The sequence below is a fragment of the Bradyrhizobium sp. 613_E4_N2_2 genome (genome assembly GCF_052075995.1).
Lineage (GTDB): Bacteria > Pseudomonadota > Alphaproteobacteria > Rhizobiales > Xanthobacteraceae > Bradyrhizobium > Bradyrhizobium barranii.
The window spans coordinates 6498317-6515711 of sequence record NZ_CP197234.1 but is presented as its reverse complement, the minus strand read 5'-3'; the positions used below and the strand labels follow the sequence as shown (position 1 = coordinate 6515711).

The window sequence follows — 17395 nt, the reverse complement described above, 5'->3', positions numbered from 1 at the left end:
TTAAGGTCGCTCTGACACGGTGGCTCAACGATAAGGAGGCGTTCCGGCACGTCTTCTCGACGAGTGGGCCGAAGCGCGAGACCCGTGACAGTTTTGAGTATCATCCGCGATTGTCTCGATGCACTGCTGCATCCCTCCGCGCGTTACGACGCGCTGACGCGAGCGCGCCATCGTGCCTTCATGGCGCCGCGGCTGCTCGGCAGCCTGGCCGCGTTTGCCGCATTCCCGGTCTATCTCGCCACGCGCGGTGCGCCGAGCGCGATCGAGGTCGCCGCCTTCGCGTGGCTGATCGCCCCCATTCTCCTGTCATGGTTCCTGTCGCGCACCGGCCGCTATGAAGGCGCCCATGTGCTGTCGTCGCTGGCGCTCGCCGGCCTGATCATGGCGGTTGCCGGCACCACCGGCGGCATCGAATCATTCGCCGCGATCTGGCTGGTCGTGGTTCCCCTGGAAGCCGCGTTGTCGGCCTCGCGCCGCGTCGCGGCCTTCGCCTCCCTGCTTGCGCTGTCCTGCGCCGGCGTCCTGATCCTTGCCGGCCAGCTCGGCTGGCTGCCGGCCGGAGACGCCAGCTCCGCACAACGCGGCGTGCTGATGGCGTTCGGCGTCGCCTCGGCGACGCTCTATGCCGCGGGCCTCGCCTTCGGCGCGGAATCGCTCGCGCGCACCAGCGTTGCGCTGCTGTTGCGCGAGGAAGAGCGCTATCGCCTGCTGGCGCGCAACATGAGCGACGTGATCTCGCGGCATCGGCGCAACGGCGCGGTGCAGTTCATCTCGCCGGCGGTGGAAGCCATGCTCGGCATGCCTGTCGCGCAGCTGCTCGGCCACGGCCTGTTCGACCGCGTCCATGTCGCCGATCGTCCGGCCTATCTCACCGCGCTCTCCGATGCCGCGCGCGGCGACGTGCGCAGCGTCGAGTTCCGACTGCGGCGGGAGCCGGCCGGATCGGAGCGTGGCCAGGTCGATTTCATCTGGGTCGAGATGCGCTGCCGGCCGCTCGACCAGGATATCGGCCGCCAGGATATTGACGGTGACGCCACGCGCGAGGCGGAAGTCGTCGGCGTGATGCGCGACGTTACCGATCGCAAGCTCGCGGAGCAGGCGCTCGATCAGGCACGCAGCGCCGCGGAAACGGCCGATGCCGCCAAGACGCGCTTCCTCGCCACCATGAGCCACGAGCTGCGCACGCCGCTCAACGCCATCATCGGTTTCTCCGAGATGATCGCGCAGGAGCAGACCCTGATGCTGGGTGCGGCCCAGCGCAAGGAATATGCCCAGCTCATCAACGATTCCGGCCAGCATCTGCTGTCGGTCGTCAACGGCATCCTCGACATGTCGAAGATGGAATCGGGCAATTTCGAGATTGCGTCGGAACCGTTCGCGCCGCGCGCATCTCTGATGCATTGCTGCAATCTGCTGGCGCTGAAGGCGCGGGAGAACGGCATCGACCTCATCACCGATGCGCCGCAGGACCTGCCTGTCATGACCGGCGATCCGCGCGCCTTCAAGCAGATCGTGCTCAATCTCGTCGCCAACGCCATCAAGTTCACCGAGCGCGGTGGTCAGGTCACCGTATCGGCCGCGGTGTCCGGATCGCAGCTCGCGCTGCGCATCAGCGACACCGGTGTCGGCATTGCGGCGGATGATCTCAAGCGCATCGGCGCGCCGTTCTTCCAGGCCGGAAAGACTTATCAGCGCCGTCACGAAGGCACGGGTCTCGGGCTTTCGATCGTCAAGAGTCTGGTGGCGTTGCATCTCGGCGAATTGACTGTACAAAGCAGGCTCGGCGAGGGCACCTCCGTCACCGTCAGATTGCCGCTCGTCTACACGCCGCCGCAGGCCAAGACGTCCGATAGAATGGCGGCCGAGAGCAAGATCGCGACGCTGACACCGGTGCCGCGCCAGGAGCTTCAGGACCAATCTCACGACCAACCCGCTCTGGTGAAGAAAAGTGCCTAAGAAGTCTGCCAAGGACGAAGCCGCTCCGCGCCGCCGTGGCGCCAAGGCCGCGGTCATCGATGTCGAGACCGAGCGCAATCTTGCGATGCGCATCCTGCTGCACAGTCCCAAGGACACGCTGGCCGGTCTCGTCGGCGTCGCCGCAGTCAGCGCGATCGTTGCGAATGCGCTGTTCCTTCAGACCGGCCGGCATCCGGCGCCGATGTTCGGCACCGTGATCAATCTTCCCGCGCCGTCGTCCGTGCCGCTGTCGAACCCCTTGCCGCGTCCGCGCCCCGTCGGCGCGGATACCTCGCCGCTGGAGCCGAGAGCGACGGAATTCCGCGCCGAGCCCAAGCCTGTCGAGCGCGCCGCCGAGAAGGCCCCCGAGAAGCCGGTCGAGGCGACGGCATCGACGCCGCGCGCGGGCGATCCGATGACCAATCTGGTCAAGCAAACGACGTCGGCGCCGCCGCAATCCGTCGCCATCGCGCGTCCGCCGGCGCCGATTCCCGTCGCGCAGAGTCCGGCCGCGCGGCGTATCGCCGGCGTGCAGCGCGCGCTGTCCGAATACGGCTATGGCAATTTGAAGATCACGGGCACGATGGGCGCAGAGACGCAGTCCGCGATCCAGAAATTCGAGCGCGAGCACAAGATGCAGGTGACGGGTCAGGTCTCCGACCGCCTGCTGCGCGAGCTCGGAGCCGCGATCGGCCACCCCGTCGAATAAGCGTCATTGTTGTGCGAAGGCTGGTGCTGATTGCAGCACTGGCCTATCGTGCTCTTCATGCGTTTGAAATCAAACATTTGGGTTTCCGCCTACCTGCGCCGGTGCCAGACCGAAGGCGTGTTCGGGGCGGTGCGTCGTCGCGGTGCCGAGGAGGCGGGCGCGGTATTCGTGAAGGTGTCGCTGCTCGACGGCAACGCGATGCTGTACGTACCGGCGCCGCAGACCGTCTATGACGACGGCCGGCCGGTCGATCGCTTCTTCGTGCCACTTGCCGCGCAGCCGATGCCTGAGCCAGCGGTCGAGGAGCGCCTCACCAAGGAAATCCGCTTCGATCCGGACGCCTGGATCGTCGAGACCGAGGACCGCAAAGGTCGTCACTTCCTCGAATTGGCGAAGACCTAGCGGTCCGATCCGTCGGTGCCCGTCCGCACCGCGGGCGCGGAGCCCGGCTGCACGCCCGGCCGGGTCTGATTGGCGCCCGCACGCGCGCGCTGGCGTTCGCTCTCATGCAGCGACGACTGGTATTTTGCGCGCGTGACTGCGAGCGTCGAGCCGCGCCAGGCCGCCAGCATCACCAGCGCGGAGCGGTCGCTGAGCCGGTCGTAGAGCCGTGACAACCGGTACACCGCATCGACCGACGTGCCGATCTCCGGCTTGAAGAACAGGAGGATGCGCTGGAAGTTCGGGCTCGGCATGTCGAGCGCGCGCGCGGCGACCGCGAGCGCTTCGCCGCCGGCATCGTCGACGATCTGCGCTGCGACGCGCGAGGGCAGGATCAGGCTGTCGCCGAGCTCGTAGGTGAAATTCTCGACATCGTTGGCGATTGCCGCCATCTCCAGGATCTGGATCGCGCGCTTGGCACGCACGGTCGGAATCCGCGGCGCGGCCCTCAGCGGGGTCTGCCCCAGATTGTGCAGGACCAGCGCGCGCTGGGTCGCATCGGCGCGGAAGAACATCTCGTGGATCTCGGCCGCTTCCTTCGGCTGCATCGCCATGTTGGCGGCCATGCGCAACTCGGCGTCGGTCGGCGTGCGAGCAGGCGAAGCCGCCTGCTGCGAGCTGCGAATTTCGCGCGCGAGCGGAACCCTGCGGCCTTCCTGGGTCGCGACCAGCCCGAGTTTCTGCAGGACCGGGACGGGCGTCTGCGGATAGATCGCAAGCTTCGCCTTGACGGCCGCGCGCGTCGCATCGTCGACCTGGTCGATCAGCCGCGTCGCAAGCTCGATGAACTGGCGCTGCTCGTCGTCGCTGTGGGTGGGCGCCTGGACATAGAGGTCCGTCAGCACGCGCAGCAGCGTCGGGCGAACATCAACGCCTTCGCGACGGGAGAGGCTCATCAGCCCGTCGAATCCGGGAAACAGCGACTTGGTCATGGAGAGATACGCGACCTGGAAGAGATACTCGTCCGCGAGCCTAACGCAGGTTCCTTTAAAGGCTCGTTAAGGAAAACGAGGCGTGAAGTCGACCCCATCATTTCAGGTGTTGTCGTCCCGCAACGGGACGCGGGAGGCCGCCCGTGAAGTTACGGTCCGGCAGGCGCGTTTACACCCCGTTAACCATGAACTGATCTTAATGAACGCACGTTGCACCAGCGCGCTCGGTCGCGCGGCAATTGATAGAGAGCTGATATGGGGACCATTATCGAATTTCCGGCCGGTCGCCGGGCAGGCTCGTCGGGGGATGCCACGCCGCGTACGGAAACGGGAACGATTCTGATCCTCCCCGTGATCCGCATCGAGCGCCAGACGGAAGAAACCAGCGGCGATCGCGGGCCGGAGCAGGGCACAGCACCGGGGCGCCGTCGTCGTCGCCGCTAGCGTCCGGCTTTTGCAATGCCGGATGCCATCCGCCAGATTCGGCCTGTCGTAACGGCCGTCCTGCTCGCACTCGTCGGTGCGACGCTCGGCGCGTGCAGCGGCGGCGATTTCGGCCGCACCCGCGCTGACATGCGCAGCGACGACATGCATCGCTGGCTCGGGGCCGAGGCCACCGGCAGCGTTGGCCTGAAGTCGTCACAATTCCAGCTCACCGACGCGGAGCGCCAGCTTCGCGATCTTGCCTATCCCATGATCGAGCCGCCGCTGTCGCGGCCCGCCTGGAAGAGCGTATTCGGCGACTACAAGGCGCTGCCGTCGCCCTGGCAGCAGAAGGTCGTGTTCGACCGCACTATGTATGGGCGCACGCTGATCGACGAGCCGCATCGCTCGCATTCCTCGCGCTATGCGCAGCTGATCGAGGACGTGCGCAACGACATCACCCGTTTCGAGCCGTTCTTCGGCTCCGCGATCCGCGTCATCGATCTCGACAGGAAGCGCGATGCGACCATGGCGCGCGTCTCCGAGCTCTCGCCAAGGGAGAGGGAGGATGCGGTCGCGCGCATGCGGGAGAACTCGCTGATCATCCAGTGGGTGCAGCTGTGCCTCGAGCAGCGCGTCTCGTCCTATCGCTGGGCGCTGGAGCGTCTGGTGATCCAGGCGCCCGACGGCATGGCCGCCGATGCCGACCGCCTGATCGGCGAACTCGCAGCCCAGACCGCCAATCCGCCGGTTGCGGCCCAGCCGCCCTATGGCCGCGCAGTCATCTCGAAGGGCTAGGACTTCCTGCGTTTGTTGCGCCGTGGGCCGGTCGGATCCGGCTTGCGCCGCTGCTTCTGAAGTTTCCCGACAAAATCCTTCAGCGCATCCGCCAGCGGCTCTGAGGCGCGGTAGGCAAGCCCGACCTCGCGTTTGACCCTGACCTCGATCTCGCGCACCGCGACATCGGGATTGCCGCGCGCCACGCCTTCCGGGACGATCGCAATGCCGACGCCGGCCGCGACCAGCGCCATCGCCCAATCCTCCGATTGCGCGATCGCCGCGGTCTGCCTTCGTTGTGAACTCCGGCCGAAGAATTCGCTTTGCTCGCAATGGCAGCGGTCGATCAGGGGGACGCCGGCGAGATCGGCAGCCCGCAGCTTCTCCTTCAGCGTCAGCGGATGCGAGGGCGGAAGTGCGGCGACATAGCGCTCGCTCCACAGCGCGACGAAATGCTCGTCGGCGCGGAGCATGCTCTTTGAGATGATCCGCGCATCGGCGCCTTCGTCGCTGCCGACGAGGCGGAGCGCGATGTCGGTGCGCGCCGTCAGCGGCTTCAGCAGCGCGATCGTTCGGGGTATGTCGAGCGTGCGCATCAGTCCCAGCGTGACGGTGGTCTTCGTATTCGGCTTCCTGAAGAGGCTGCGTGCGGCGTCCGCCTCGTCGATGATGCGGCGGGCCAGCGCATGAAACTGCTCGGCCGAGGCGGTCGGCGCGACGCCCTTCTTGTGCCGGATGAACAGCGTGGTGCCGAGTTCGGCCTCCAGATGGGTGATCGCGGTCGAGATCGACGGCTGCGACACGAAGCAAGCGCGTGCCGCCGCGGTCAGTTTGCGCTCGCGATACACGGCGGCGAAGTAGCGAAGCTCGCGGATGTCCATAGGTTATGCCTAGAGATAGTATCAATATTCAATATTTTACTTATGGATTGCCCGGTGGCAAGCAGCGCCCTGCTCACAACAGGCAGGGAAGCGCCATGAAGATCCACCACCTCAACACCGGCACGATGTGCCCCATGGGCCGCCGCCTTGTGAACGGCACCGGCGGCCTGTTCCAGCGCGCCCGCCTGGTCTGCCATTGCCTGCTGGTCGAGACGAGGGACGGACTCGCTCTGGTCGACACCGGCATCGGTCTCGGCGATATCGCAACGCCCAATCGGCTGGGTGGCCGATGGCTGCGCCAGACCGCGCCGAGGCTGGACCCGGCGGAGACGGCGGTCGAGCAGGTGAAGGCGCTCGGCTACTCACCCGGCGATGTGCGCCACGTGCTCCTGACGCATCTCGACCGCGACCACGCCGGCGGCGTGCCGGACTTTCCCCATGCCGCGATCCACGTCCACCGCGCCGAATACGACATGGCGGTGCTACGCAAGCTCGCGCCGCCCGAAGGGCGCTATGTCACGGGGCAGTGGAGCCATGGGCCGGGCTGGACCTTCTATGGCGAGGCCGGCCAGGACTGGTTCGGCTTCAAGGGCGTGCGCGCGCTCGGCGACAAGGAAGCCGACATCCTGATGATCCCGCTCGCCGGCCACACGCTCGGCCATTGCGGCATCGCGGTGCGATCAGGTGACAAATGGCTGTTGCATGCCGGCGACAGCTATTTCCACCACGCCCAGCTCGACCCATCGCCGCGCGTGCCGTTGATGCTGGGTTATTTCCAGCGCCGCGGCGACATGGATCGCAAGATGCGGATCGCCAACCAGGCGCGGCTGCGCGCGCTGAAGCTCAACCACGGCGACCGCGTGAGCATCGTCAATAGCCACGATCCCGTCGCCTATGAAAGCTGCCGCTGCGCTGCGCATTAGGGTGTCGAAGCCAGGCCGCCGGTTATACGCCCGAACGCACTGCTTGAGTCCGGAGCAGGCGGTGCTTCACCGTTCGGGCGATTGCCGCCGGCGCGTCGTCGGGAATCGCGAAGCATGAGCTCGCGTTGATTTCGCACAGGACGTAGGTGTCGGTGCCGGCGGCGTCGCGGGGCCCGTACAGGAAGTCGGCGTCCCAGATCACCGGCAGCGACGGCTCGTCGATGCCGAGCGTGCCCATCAGCTGCGGCGTCCATTCGTCCTCCATCGCTCTTCGGAGCGCCTGGAATTGCGAAGCAGCGGGTCCGTGCATGATCCGTGGGCCCGGCTGAGCCTCGGGTGCGTCGGGGCCTTCCGGCGGCGGCGGGATCAGGGCCTTGATCAATTGATGCCCGAAGCCCGCGACCTTGGCGCCGCTCATGTAGCAGCGGATCATGCCGTCGGGTAGGCGGGGTTGGAACGCCTGGTCGATGATGCAGCCGCCCCATCCGAAATACGGTTCGCAGCGGGCGAGCAAGGCATCGAGCGGAATGTCCTCGGGTAGACTGCCGCGTTGGGCATGCAGCACGCGAACCATGGCGTCCACGTTGGGCAGGGCCTCCACCTTCCACACCCCCTGGCCACCATTGCCGCGATTTTGCTTGAGCACGCGCGGACCATTCGCCTGAAGGCGCGAAGGAAATTCGGCGCGGAAGCTTGCGGCGGTGTCATAGCGGTGCGTGTCGGCTCCCCAGCCGAGGTGACGCGTTCGGTAGAGCACGTCCTTGACGCCCATCTTCAGGATCACGTCGGGATGGGCGCTTACCCACGGCCCTTGCGCCGCAACGTCGCGAAGCAGCGGGTCGAGGGCCTCGCGCGTCTTGCCTTGATGGATCGGATCGACCCAGACGAGCACGCCATCGACGGCGAGCAGTTGATCGCGCGCGGCGTCGGCGAAAATCTCGTCGTAGATCACCGGCCGGGCTTCGATGCCGACCGCGGCGAGTGCTTCGAAAACGCGAACGAAGCGGCTGTTTTGCGCCGTCGCGTCCCGGCGCGCGGCTGCATCGCCGCGGGAGAGGATGGCAACGGTATGGCGGAGAGGAGGGTGGCGTTCGGTATCCATGCGCAAGCTCCACGAATGGCGTGCTGCGCAGAGCTTGGACCGAGGTCTCACGGGGAGTCTGCTTCGTCCCCACGCCGATGAATGTACGTGAAATCGTCCGGTCGTTGCAAGATGGTGCTTGTGCGGTTCCATCTAGACGGCGAACGCTTCGCGCGCGCCGCTACGGTGGCGGAGGATAGCGGTCGAATGTCGGCAGTTCGTGCGCGCGCTCCATCCATCGAAGGCGCTCTGCGACCTGGATGTGCATCGTCGCCGGTACGGCATCGGGATCGTCGTAGGTCGCGCTCTGGACGTCGATGACCCCGGGCAACATGTCGGCATTGACATAAAACAGGCCGGTTCCGCAGTCGCCGCAAAAGTGCCGCCGGGCATTTTCCGAGGAGTGATACACCTTGGGCTCGCCCTTGGTCACCTTGACGGCATCGTCCGCGTACATCGTCCAGCCGACGACGGGAGCGCCCGCGTGAAGCCTGCAATCGCGGCAGTGACACAGCGCGTGCACGATCGCTTCGCCCTCGACCTGATAGCGGATCGCGCCGCAGTGACAACCGCCGGTGATGGTGCTCATGCGTTCCTCCCGATGGAAGACAGGTCTCGTTGATCGATAGCTCTCGAGACCTGCGGCTTCAACGGCGCAATCGATTTGCGATTGCGTCCTACTGTCGCGTGACAACTCCTGCCACGGCGCGGGCGAGGTGATCCGCGACTACCACTTGAACGAAGCCGCGATCTCGTAGCTGCGCGGCGCGCCCAGGATGATCTGGTCGGTGTAACCCGGATCGCCCCAGGCCGCGTAGGGCTTGTTGGTCAGGTTCCTCACGCGAAAGCTGATCCGGGTCTGGTCGACGCCCGGGAAATAGGCTTTTGGAATATCGACGAACGCGTATGCGTCGAAGATCGTGTAGGCGTCCATCGTGACCAGATTGTCCTGGAAGTTGAAGCGGTCGCCGACGTGACGGACGAGGCCGCCGATCTCGACCGGCAGCTTCGTGTCGAAGCGATAGGAGGCGCCGGCGTTGGCGATGAAGTTGGGAACGTTGGGCGGCGTCTTGCCCGAATAGGACTGGAAGTCGCCATTGCCGTCGACATAGGTGAAGTCGATGAAGCGCGACTGCACGAAGGCGACGTTGCCCCATAGTTTCAGGCCCGCGACCGGATTGACCGCGGCGGCGATCTCGACGCCCTTGGAGGCCATCTTGCCGGCGACGTTGAAGAGGATGCCGCTTTCGGGGACGTAGACGTTCTTGCGCTCGATGTCGAAGGCCGAGAACGTGGCCTCCGCGCGCCTGTCGGCCGACAGCAGCTTCACGCCGGTCTCGTAGGTCCGCGACGTCGTGAGCAGCAGCGGCGTCGTGGGCCTGAGGATGAAGATGTTCGCCACCGTCGGGTCGGCTGCCGTCGCGTACTGGCTGTAAAGCATCACGCCGGGCGCGATGTCCCAGGTGTAGCCGATGCGTCCGGTGACCGGATTGAACGTCTTCGAGAAAGGATAGTTGGCTTTCAGGAGGCCATTCTCGTCGAAGCGGGTCCGCGACAGCTCGATATTCTCAAAACGGATGCCGCCGATCAGCGCAAAGGTCGAGGTCAGCTTGAGCCGGTCCTCGAACGACAGCGAGGCGGTGTCGAGATGGGTGTAGATCTTCTCGTCGCTGCGCGGGCCGTAGAGGCCGCGGTCCGGATTGAGGAGGTCGACGTAGTCATTGAAGAACAGCGTGTCCTGCGAGACGTTGAACTGGTTGCTGCTCGCCGCCACGGTGGCGACGAAGCGATTGTCCATTCCGCCGAGATTGGAATTGACGGTGAGGTCGGTGATGTTGCCGTAGAGCCGCTGCGCGTGATCGAGCGCCAGGCGCTCGCGGTAGATGCTCTGCGCGCCTGCGAAATTGCCTACGGTCTGGTCAAACGACGAGATCTCGTTGTTGAACCAGTGCCGGTGGGCGTCATAGCCATAGACCAGGCTCTTCAGCGAGATGTTGTTGGTGATGTCCCATTGAAAGCCGCTGCGCAGCCAGAGCTCGTTGGCGCCGCTGTGATTGTCGAGCACGTTGTAGTTCGTGGTCAGCGTGCGCGCGTCGATGGTGACCGGGACCGGCGTGCCGCCGCCGAGGTAATAGTTGCTCCAGAGGCCGGAGACGACGCCATACGTCGGCACGATGCCCGGCGCGTTCGCCGGCACCAGCGGCGTCCCCCAGTAGAAGCGGTCGTTGTCCTGCCTGTATTCGGTCGCGCCCCAGATCCTCAGGTTCTCGTTGACGCGATAGTTCAGCTGGCCCGAGACGTTGCTGAGCTTCGAATAGGTGTCGTCGATAAAGCCCTTGTTGTTGAAATGGCTGATGTCGAAGCGGTAGTCGAGGCCGTTGATCAGCGTGCTGCCGCCCGATCCGTAACCGGCGCGATAGCCGTTGAAGGAATCGTAGGAAGTGAAGGCGTCGTTGACGATTGGTCCGGTGTGCGGCGCCTTGTTCACGTAGTTGATGGCGCCGCCGGTCGCACCGAGGCCCGCCACCAGCGAGTCCGGTCCCTTGATGATCTCGACCTGCTGGAGACCAGCCACGTCCATGGGACGGCCGGTCATGGTCGACGGCCCGATCGGGATTCCGTTGTAGAGCGTGGAGATCTGGTCGCCGGAAAAGCCACGCATCGAGAAGATGGCGGGCGCGCCGGGCGCATCGCCGCCGGTGACGCCGACTGCAGCCTTGGCGACGTCGGTCGTGGTCCGGATGCCCAGGTTCTGCATCGTCTGTTGACCGATGACCTCGACGGTCGCCGGCATCTCGCGCGCCGTGATGCCGAGCCGGGAGCCGACGTCGGTGACGGCTGCCGTATTGAGCGGCGTCTGTACCGGCCCGCTCGGAGCTTGCGCGGCCGGAACGGCGATAGCAGGGGCGCCACGATTGCGTCCCGCGGCGCGCCGGGCCGCGCGCTGCTTCTGAGTGCCGGGGCTGACGGCAGGAGCCTGTCGCGGCGCAGGCGGCGACACGATCACCGGGCCGACCTCCCGGGAGCGGTTGTCCTGCGCCGCGCTTTGCGCGAGCGCCGCGGACGACAAGGACACCGACGAGAGCAGAGTAATCAGGAAAGCACGCGATAACGCTGGCCTTGCGCCAGCACGGAAATGAAGATTTTGCACGACAACGCTCTGCGGCGACGCAAACAAACCGTCACCGCGGTTGCCTTAGTCATCCACCTTCGCCCCAGGCGGCGGATGCACCGGCTACTTGTCCGACATCAGGGCACCCCGCCCAATGCGTTCGCGCGTGACCATGGCTGGTAGCAGGTTTCCTGGCTCGCGGGTCATCGCCTTCGACCACCTTCCCAGAGGCCCAAGCGGGGCTCCAGTGGTTCGTTTGGTCGTCGGCTATCCGCCTACAGTTGCGGGGGCAGCCGCGGAATTGCCCACTGAGGTGGACGCACCGCATTCCCTTGAAGAGTCCTTGCGGACACTACCGATCACGAAACTGGCATCAGGGGATGAGCGCGTCAACATCCGCGCGGGCTGCTGGACGGGCCGGTCGGTCGATGGTGGCCTTGTGTTGCTGTTTTGCACGATAGTCCGAAGGACCGCGTCGAAACGTCCAACCCGGCCTCCGGACGAGCCTGGGTAACGAACGCTTGACCACGATCAATAACTGCCTTTGGTGTCCGAGTATGCTACTGAGGCCGAGTTCCGGCCCGACAAGGTAAGTCGATATTGATGCAGTTCGTCCGTACCATCCTGGCAGTCGCCATCGCCATATCCTTGGCGATGCTGCCGGTTGGCGCGTCCGCGGCGAACCTCGCAATGTCGTCGGATGGCATGCAGACGGCCATGCACATGAGCGGCGACGCCGACATGTCGATGGACGATTGTTGTCCCGACATGAAGGGAACGGGCTCCCATAGCGGCGGCTACAAGTGCGGGATGGGCTTCTGCTGCGTCGGTGGGATCATCGCGCTCGGTGATGTCAGGCCCGTGGCGTTCGAACGTCTCGCCGTCATGGCCAGCACGATGGCTATTCCCCCGGATCAGGTCGTTTCCTTCCGCGGCGGCAGTCCTCCTTTCCGACCTCCTCGAATCTGATCTCGCAAAGCCCGAGACGCGAGCGGCGTGCCTGCTCGCGACGACGACTGACGTGCGCGCTTCACGCGCCACGGCGAAAGATCAATTCATGAGGACAGGACAATGCTTTCCAAAATCAGCACCGCGGCTCTCGCCGCCACCCTTTCGCTTGCCGCTTCCGCCGCGATGGCGGGCGCGGGCGACTACGCCTTCGAGCCCGTCACTCCGCAGATGAAGAAGGGCGAAGACGTCACGCTCGCCGTTCGCCTGACGAACAAGCAGACCGGCAAGCCGATACCGGACGCAGTCATCTTCAAAAGCCGCCTCGACATGGCCCCGGACGGGATGGCCGAGATGGAATCGGCGGTCGCGCCGCTGCCGTCCAGGGAGCCGGGTGTGTACGCCTTCAAGACGGACCTGCCGATGGCTGGACGCTACCAGATGACGCTGTCCGTGAAGGTGCAGGGCGAACCGGAGACCGTCACCGGCAAGGTGATCGTCACGGCGGTCAAGTGAGCGTTCGGGCGCTGCCCGGCGGCGCCCGACATTCCCCTTTTTCCTTCACACGGACGCGCGCTCCCGGGCGCGCGGATACACCATATGAAAACGCTGCGTCTCCTGACGGCTCTTGCGCTGGGCGGTGGCCTGGTCCTGGCCGGCTACTACTGGCATTCGAACGGTGCGGGCTGGCTCGCTGAGGCCGACATATCATCGGCTGCGGCTGGCGCGGAGCGAACGCCGCTTTACTACCGCGATCCAAGCGGTGCGCCGCTCTGGTCTGCGGGTCAGAAGAAGGACGACCGCGGGCGGGACTATGTGCCGGTCTACGACGACGATGGAGCGGCCGTCGCGCCGGCGCTACCGAAGGCGCAAGCGGCTTCGCCGCGAAAAATCCTCTACTACCGCAATCCGATGGGGCTGCCCGACACGTCGCCCGTCCCAAAGAAGGATCCGATGGGGATGGACTATGTCGCCGTTTACGAAGGCGACGACACCGACGACGGCACGGTGAAGCTGTCGCCCGGCAAGATCCAGCGCGCGGGCGTGAAGTCCGAGCCCGTCGCGCGGCGCCCGATCCGGGTCTCGGTGAAGGCGCCCGGCACGATCCAGCTCGATGAACGCCGCGTGTCGGTGATCGCGATGCGCGCCGAGAGCTTCGTGCAGAAGGTCGCCGACGTGACGACCGGCACGCGCGTGAAGGCCGGCCAGCCGCTGATGGAAATCTACAGTTCGGCGGTGGCGTCCGCGGCGGCGGAATATCTCGCGACGATCACCTCCAGGACGGTCGGCGGTGTCGAGATGTACGGCCGCGGCTCGCGGCAGCGGCTGGTCAATCTCGACGTTCCCGAGTCCGTCATCGCGGAGATGGACAAGACGCACACCGCGCCCGTGGCCATACGCTGGTCTGCGTCGCGCGACGGGGTCGTGCTCGAACGCAACGCGATCGAAGGCATGCGGGCCAATCCCGGCGACGTCCTGTTCCGGATCGCGGACACCTCGGTGGTCTGGGCGCTGGTCGACGTGGCCGAGCGCGATCTCGGCAACATCGCGGTGGGGCAGTCAGTCGCGGTGCGCGCGCGCAGTTTCCCCGGCCGAACCTTCACCGGGACAATCGCCGTCGTCTATCCGCAGGTGAACCGCGACACGCGAACCGTTCGCATCAGGATCGAGCTTGCCAATCCGGACGCGGTGCTGCTGCCCGACATGTACGTCGATGCCGATATCGACACGGCCGATGCCGCGCCCGTCCTGGCGATACAGGACAGCGCGGTGCTCGACACCGGCAGCCGGCAGGCCGTCCTCGTCGACAAGGGGGAAGGGCGTTTCGAACCGCGGGAAGTCAAGCTCGGCCGTCGCGGCGGCGGCTATGTCGAGGTGCGCCATGGTCTCGCGGACGGCGAGGCGGTGGTGACCTCCGCCAACTTCCTGATCGATGCGGAAAGCAACCTGAAGGCGGCGCTGAAGGGGTTTGGCGAGGCGGCATCCCAGGCCACCGACGCCGGCCCTGGCAATGCAACGGGAGATCACAAATGATCGCCCGCATCATCGCCTGGTCGGCGCGCAATCTGCTGCTCGTGCTGTTCGGGACCGGCTTCGCGGCCGCCGCCGGCCTCTATGCCCTGGTTCACCTTCCGCTGGATGCGATCCCGGATCTCTCGGATACGCAGGTCATCGTCTACACCGAGTATCCCGGCCAGGCGCCGCAGGTGATCGAGGATCAGGTCACCTATCCGCTGACGACGGCGATGCTCACGGTGCCGAAATCGAAGGTCGTACGCGGCTTCTCGTTCTTCGGCGTTTCCTTCGTCTACGTGATCTTCGAGGACGGCACCGACATCTATTGGGCGAGGTCGCGCGTCATGGAATTCCTGAACGGCGCGGCGTCCAGGCTTCCCGCCGGCGTCACCCCGACCATCGGACCCGACGCGACCGGCGTCGGCTGGGTCTACCAATACGCCGTGGTATCGAAGGAATTGAACCTGGCGGACACGCGCACGATCCAGGACTGGAATCTGAAATTCGCGCTGGCCAAGGCCGAAGGCGTCGCCGAGGTCGCCAGCGTCGGCGGCTTCGTCAAGCAGTACAACGTGGTCCTCGACCCGCAGCGGATGCGCGACCGCGGCATCAGCATGCAGAAAATACGTGAGGCGATCCGCGCCAGCAACGCCGACGTCGGCGGCCGCACCGTCGAGCTCTCCGAGTTCGAATACGTCATCCGCGGCAAGGGCTACATCAAGAGCATCAACGATCTCGGCAACATCGTGCTGAAGACGAGCAACGGCACGCCGGTGTTGTTGCGGGACGTCGCCAGCGTCGAGCTCGGGCCCGACGAGCGGCGCGGCATCGCCGAATTGAATGGCGAGGGCGAGGTTGCGAGCGGCATCGTGCTGCAGCGGTTCGGCGTCAATGCCCTCGACGTCATCGAAAACGTCAAGAAGCGCTTCAGGGAGATCGCGAGCAGCCTGCCGAAATCGGTCGAGATCGTGCCGGTCTACGACCGGTCGAACCTGATCTACGCGGCCATCGATACCCTCAAGCATACCCTGTTCGAGGAGAGCATCGTCGTCGGGCTCGTCTGCATCGTGTTCCTTCTGCATGTCCGCAGCGCACTCGTCGCGATCCTGATGTTGCCGGTCGGCGTGTTGATGGCGTTTGGCGCCATGAAGCTGCTCGGGCTGGGGTCGAACATCATGAGCCTCGGCGGTATCGCGATTGCGATCGGCGCCATGGTGGACGCCGCCATCGTCATGATCGAGAACGCACACAAGCACCTGGAACGGGCGAGGCCCGATCAGTCGCGCGTGCAGGTTCTGATCGACGCGGCATCCGAAGTCGGCCCCGCGCTCTTCTTCAGCCTGTTGATCATCACCGTGTCGTTCATGCCGATCTTCACGCTGGAATCGCAGGAGGGCCGATTGTTCAGCCCGCTGGCGTTCACGAAGACCTTCTCGATGGCCGCCGCGGCGTTGCTGTCCGTCACCCTGGTGCCGGCGCTGATGGTGATCTTCGTCCGCGGCAGGATCGTCCCCGAGAGCAGGAACGTCATCAATCGCGTCCTGATCTGGATCTACCGTCCCGTGATCAAGGGGGTTCTGCGCGCCAAGACGCTGGTCATCCTGGCTTCGCTCGTCGTGCTTGCGGTGACGATCTGGCCGGCGCGCCAGCTTGGCACCGAGTTCATGCCGGCGCTGAACGAGGGAACGCTGCTCTACATGCCAACGACGCTGCCCGGCATTTCGGTCACCAAGGCGGCCGAGCTGATGCAGATGCAGGACCGCATCATCAAGTCGTTTCCGGAGGTCGCTTCGGTCTACGGCAAGGCGGGACGAGCCGCTACTGCGACCGATCCCGCTCCGACCGAGATGTTTGAGACGATCGTCAACCTGAAGCCGAAGGAGCAGTGGCGTTCCGGCGTAACCGTCGACAGTCTCATCGCCGAGATGGACAAGGCGTTGCAGTTTCCGGGTGTCTCCAATGCCTGGACCATGCCGATCAAGGCACGTATCGACATGCTCTCGACCGGAATCCGCACGCCGGTCGGCGTCAAGGTCATGGGCAATGACCTCGCCGAGATCGACCAACTCGCGAAGCAGATCGAACGCGTCATCAAGACCGTACCCGGCACCTCGTCGGCCTACGCCGAGCGCGGCATCGGCGGCTATTATCTCGAGATCGTTCCCGACCGTGAGGCGCTCGCCCGTTACGGCATCCTGATCCAGGACGTCCAGGACACCATCGCGGCCGCGCTCGGCGGTCAGACGGTCACGACGACCGTGGAGGGACGGCAGCGGTTCACCGTGAACATGCGCTATCCGCGCGACCTTCGCGACAACCCCAAGGCCATCGCCAGCGACATCCTGGTGCCGATGCCGTCGGGCGGCGCCGTGCCGCTCGGCGAGGTGGCGAAGGTCGAGCCCGCGCGCGGGCCGACGTCGATCCGGACGGAGAACGGCCAGCTTGCGACCTACATTTACGTCGACATCCGGGATCGCGACATCGGAAGCTACGTCGCTGACGCGCAACGCGCCGTGACGGAGAGCATCCGGTTTCCCGCCGGCACCTACGTCGTGTGGAGCGGCCAGTACGAATATCTGCAGCGCGCCGCCGCCCGTCTGAAGATCGTCGTGCCCGTGACGCTCACGATCATCTTCCTGCTGCTGTACCTGAACTTCCGGGCGATGACCGAGACCCTGATCGTGATGCTGTCACTGCCGTTCGCGCTGGTCGGCGGCATCTGGATGATGTGGTGGCTCGGCTTCAACCTGTCCGTCGCCGTCGCGGTCGGCTTCATCGCGCTCGCAGGCGTCGCCGCCGAGACGGGTGTCGTCATGCTGATCTACCTTGACCATGCGCTGGCCGAGGTGAAAGCCAGGTGCAGCGCCGAAGGGAGGCCACTGACGCGCCGGGATCTCCACGACGCCATCATGGTGGGCGCGGTCGAGCGCGTGCGGCCCAAGATGATGACGGTGGTTGCCATCATGGCCGGTCTGCTGCCGATCATGTGGAGCACCGGGGCCGGATCGGAGATCATGCAGCGCATTGCGGTGCCGATGATCGGCGGCATGACGTCATCGACACTGCTGACGCTGGTCGTGATCCCCGCAATTTTCGGCTTGGTGAAGGGACGGGGGCTTCCATCGGGCGAGCGATCGGCTCCTGCCGACGAATGGACCGTGCGCGCGTCGCAAGCCGCCGAATAGGCGGGCCAGCG

15 protein-coding genes and 1 riboswitch are annotated in these 17395 nt (G+C 65.5%); of the genes, 10 read left to right on the top strand and 5 right to left on the bottom strand.

Annotated features, from left to right (window positions below):
• Nucleotides 1-84: 84 nt before the first annotated feature.
• The 3 genes from AB7290_RS30985 to AB7290_RS30975 are packed head-to-tail and all read left to right on the top strand — an operon-like array spanning nucleotide 85 to nucleotide 3067.
• Nucleotides 85-1956, top strand: coding sequence for a PAS domain-containing sensor histidine kinase (locus tag AB7290_RS30985; RefSeq protein WP_085402708.1), 1872 nt, complete (start codon nucleotides 85-87; stop codon nucleotides 1954-1956).
• On the top strand, nucleotides 1949-2665 hold the full coding sequence (locus tag AB7290_RS30980) for a peptidoglycan-binding domain-containing protein (RefSeq protein ID WP_085402709.1): 717 nt from the start codon (nucleotides 1949-1951) through the stop codon (nucleotides 2663-2665). Before AB7290_RS30985 ends, AB7290_RS30980 begins: the two co-directional genes overlap by 8 nt.
• A 57-nt stretch (nucleotides 2666-2722) precedes the next feature.
• Nucleotides 2723-3067 (top strand): DUF1491 family protein, encoded by a 345-nt coding sequence (locus AB7290_RS30975; RefSeq protein WP_063986550.1) that lies wholly within the window; start codon nucleotides 2723-2725, stop codon nucleotides 3065-3067.
• Here AB7290_RS30975 and AB7290_RS30970 read toward each other — a convergent pair.
• Entirely contained in the window at nucleotides 3064-4038 is a 975-nt protein-coding gene (locus tag AB7290_RS30970; protein WP_085402710.1) for a DUF2336 domain-containing protein, read from the bottom strand. The genes AB7290_RS30975 and AB7290_RS30970 overlap by 4 nt on opposite strands.
• 255 nt (nucleotides 4039-4293) lie before the next feature.
• On the opposite strand from AB7290_RS30970, the gene AB7290_RS30965 reads away from it, so the two are divergent.
• Complete coding sequence (locus AB7290_RS30965; RefSeq protein ID WP_014496746.1) at nucleotides 4294-4482, top strand: hypothetical protein; 189 nt, start codon at nucleotides 4294-4296, stop codon at nucleotides 4480-4482.
• A 15-nt stretch (nucleotides 4483-4497) separates the two neighbouring features.
• Nucleotides 4498-5259, top strand: coding sequence for a hypothetical protein (locus tag AB7290_RS30960; RefSeq protein ID WP_085402711.1), 762 nt, complete (start codon nucleotides 4498-4500; stop codon nucleotides 5257-5259).
• On the opposite strand, the gene AB7290_RS30955 is transcribed toward AB7290_RS30960, so the two are convergent.
• Entirely contained in the window at nucleotides 5256-6119 is an 864-nt protein-coding gene (locus AB7290_RS30955; protein ID WP_085402712.1) for a LysR family transcriptional regulator, read from the bottom strand. The two genes, AB7290_RS30960 and AB7290_RS30955, sit on opposite strands and share 4 nt — an antisense overlap.
• 95 nt (nucleotides 6120-6214) lie before the next feature.
• Between AB7290_RS30955 and AB7290_RS30950 the strand changes: the two genes are divergently transcribed.
• Nucleotides 6215-7042 carry an MBL fold metallo-hydrolase gene (locus AB7290_RS30950; protein WP_085402713.1) on the top strand — a complete coding sequence of 276 codons (828 nt, stop codon included), beginning with the start codon at nucleotides 6215-6217 and terminating at the stop codon, nucleotides 7040-7042.
• A gap of 22 nt (nucleotides 7043-7064) precedes the next feature.
• Here AB7290_RS30950 and AB7290_RS30945 read toward each other — a convergent pair whose 3' ends face one another.
• The 3 genes from AB7290_RS30945 to AB7290_RS30935 form a co-directional block, all read right to left on the bottom strand.
• Nucleotides 7065-8144, bottom strand: a complete 1080-nt coding sequence (locus AB7290_RS30945; RefSeq protein ID WP_085402714.1) for a Cj0069 family protein — start codon at nucleotides 8142-8144, stop codon at nucleotides 7065-7067.
• A gap of 160 nt (nucleotides 8145-8304) precedes the next feature.
• Entirely contained in the window at nucleotides 8305-8712 is a 408-nt protein-coding gene (locus tag AB7290_RS30940; RefSeq protein ID WP_085402715.1) for a GFA family protein, read from the bottom strand.
• Between the two features lie 138 nt (nucleotides 8713-8850).
• Complete coding sequence (locus tag AB7290_RS30935) at nucleotides 8851-11199, bottom strand: TonB-dependent receptor (RefSeq protein WP_245344173.1); 2349 nt, start codon at nucleotides 11197-11199, stop codon at nucleotides 8851-8853.
• A 200-nt stretch (nucleotides 11200-11399) separates the two neighbouring features.
• Nucleotides 11400-11607, bottom strand: a riboswitch (cobalamin riboswitch).
• A 231-nt stretch (nucleotides 11608-11838) separates the two neighbouring features.
• Between AB7290_RS30935 and AB7290_RS30930 the strand changes: the two genes are divergently transcribed.
• The 4 genes from AB7290_RS30930 (at nucleotide 11839) to AB7290_RS30915 (ending at nucleotide 17384) form a co-directional block, all read left to right on the top strand.
• On the top strand, nucleotides 11839-12204 hold the full coding sequence (locus AB7290_RS30930; RefSeq protein WP_085402716.1) for a hypothetical protein: 366 nt from the start codon (nucleotides 11839-11841) through the stop codon (nucleotides 12202-12204).
• A gap of 102 nt (nucleotides 12205-12306) precedes the next feature.
• Nucleotides 12307-12699: a FixH family protein gene (locus AB7290_RS30925; protein WP_085402717.1), complete on the top strand. Its 393-nt coding sequence runs from the start codon at nucleotides 12307-12309 to the stop codon at nucleotides 12697-12699.
• An 84-nt stretch (nucleotides 12700-12783) separates the two neighbouring features.
• Complete coding sequence (locus AB7290_RS30920; RefSeq protein ID WP_085402718.1) at nucleotides 12784-14217, top strand: efflux RND transporter periplasmic adaptor subunit; 1434 nt, start codon at nucleotides 12784-12786, stop codon at nucleotides 14215-14217.
• Nucleotides 14214-17384: an efflux RND transporter permease subunit gene (locus AB7290_RS30915; RefSeq protein WP_085402719.1), complete on the top strand. Its 3171-nt coding sequence runs from the start codon at nucleotides 14214-14216 to the stop codon at nucleotides 17382-17384. The genes AB7290_RS30920 and AB7290_RS30915 overlap by 4 nt, the downstream gene beginning before the upstream one ends.
• The last annotated feature ends 11 nt before the right edge of the window (nucleotides 17385-17395 follow it).

Coding starts and splice junctions, on each gene's coding strand:
- AB7290_RS30975 (WP_063986550.1), top strand. CDS start 2,723: ATGCGTTTGAAATCAAACATTTGGGTTTCCGCCTACCTGCGCCGGTGC.
- AB7290_RS30970 (WP_085402710.1), bottom strand. CDS start 4,038: ATGACCAAGTCGCTGTTTCCCGGATTCGACGGGCTGATGAGCCTCTCC.
- AB7290_RS30965 (WP_014496746.1), top strand. CDS start 4,294: ATGGGGACCATTATCGAATTTCCGGCCGGTCGCCGGGCAGGCTCGTCG.
- AB7290_RS30960 (WP_085402711.1), top strand. CDS start 4,498: ATGCCGGATGCCATCCGCCAGATTCGGCCTGTCGTAACGGCCGTCCTG.
- AB7290_RS30955 (WP_085402712.1), bottom strand. CDS start 6,119: ATGGACATCCGCGAGCTTCGCTACTTCGCCGCCGTGTATCGCGAGCGC.
- AB7290_RS30950 (WP_085402713.1), top strand. CDS start 6,215: ATGAAGATCCACCACCTCAACACCGGCACGATGTGCCCCATGGGCCGC.
- AB7290_RS30945 (WP_085402714.1), bottom strand. CDS start 8,144: ATGGATACCGAACGCCACCCTCCTCTCCGCCATACCGTTGCCATCCTC.
- AB7290_RS30940 (WP_085402715.1), bottom strand. CDS start 8,712: ATGAGCACCATCACCGGCGGTTGTCACTGCGGCGCGATCCGCTATCAG.
- AB7290_RS30930 (WP_085402716.1), top strand. CDS start 11,839: ATGCAGTTCGTCCGTACCATCCTGGCAGTCGCCATCGCCATATCCTTG.
- AB7290_RS30925 (WP_085402717.1), top strand. CDS start 12,307: ATGCTTTCCAAAATCAGCACCGCGGCTCTCGCCGCCACCCTTTCGCTT.
- AB7290_RS30920 (WP_085402718.1), top strand. CDS start 12,784: ATGAAAACGCTGCGTCTCCTGACGGCTCTTGCGCTGGGCGGTGGCCTG.
- AB7290_RS30915 (WP_085402719.1), top strand. CDS start 14,214: ATGATCGCCCGCATCATCGCCTGGTCGGCGCGCAATCTGCTGCTCGTG.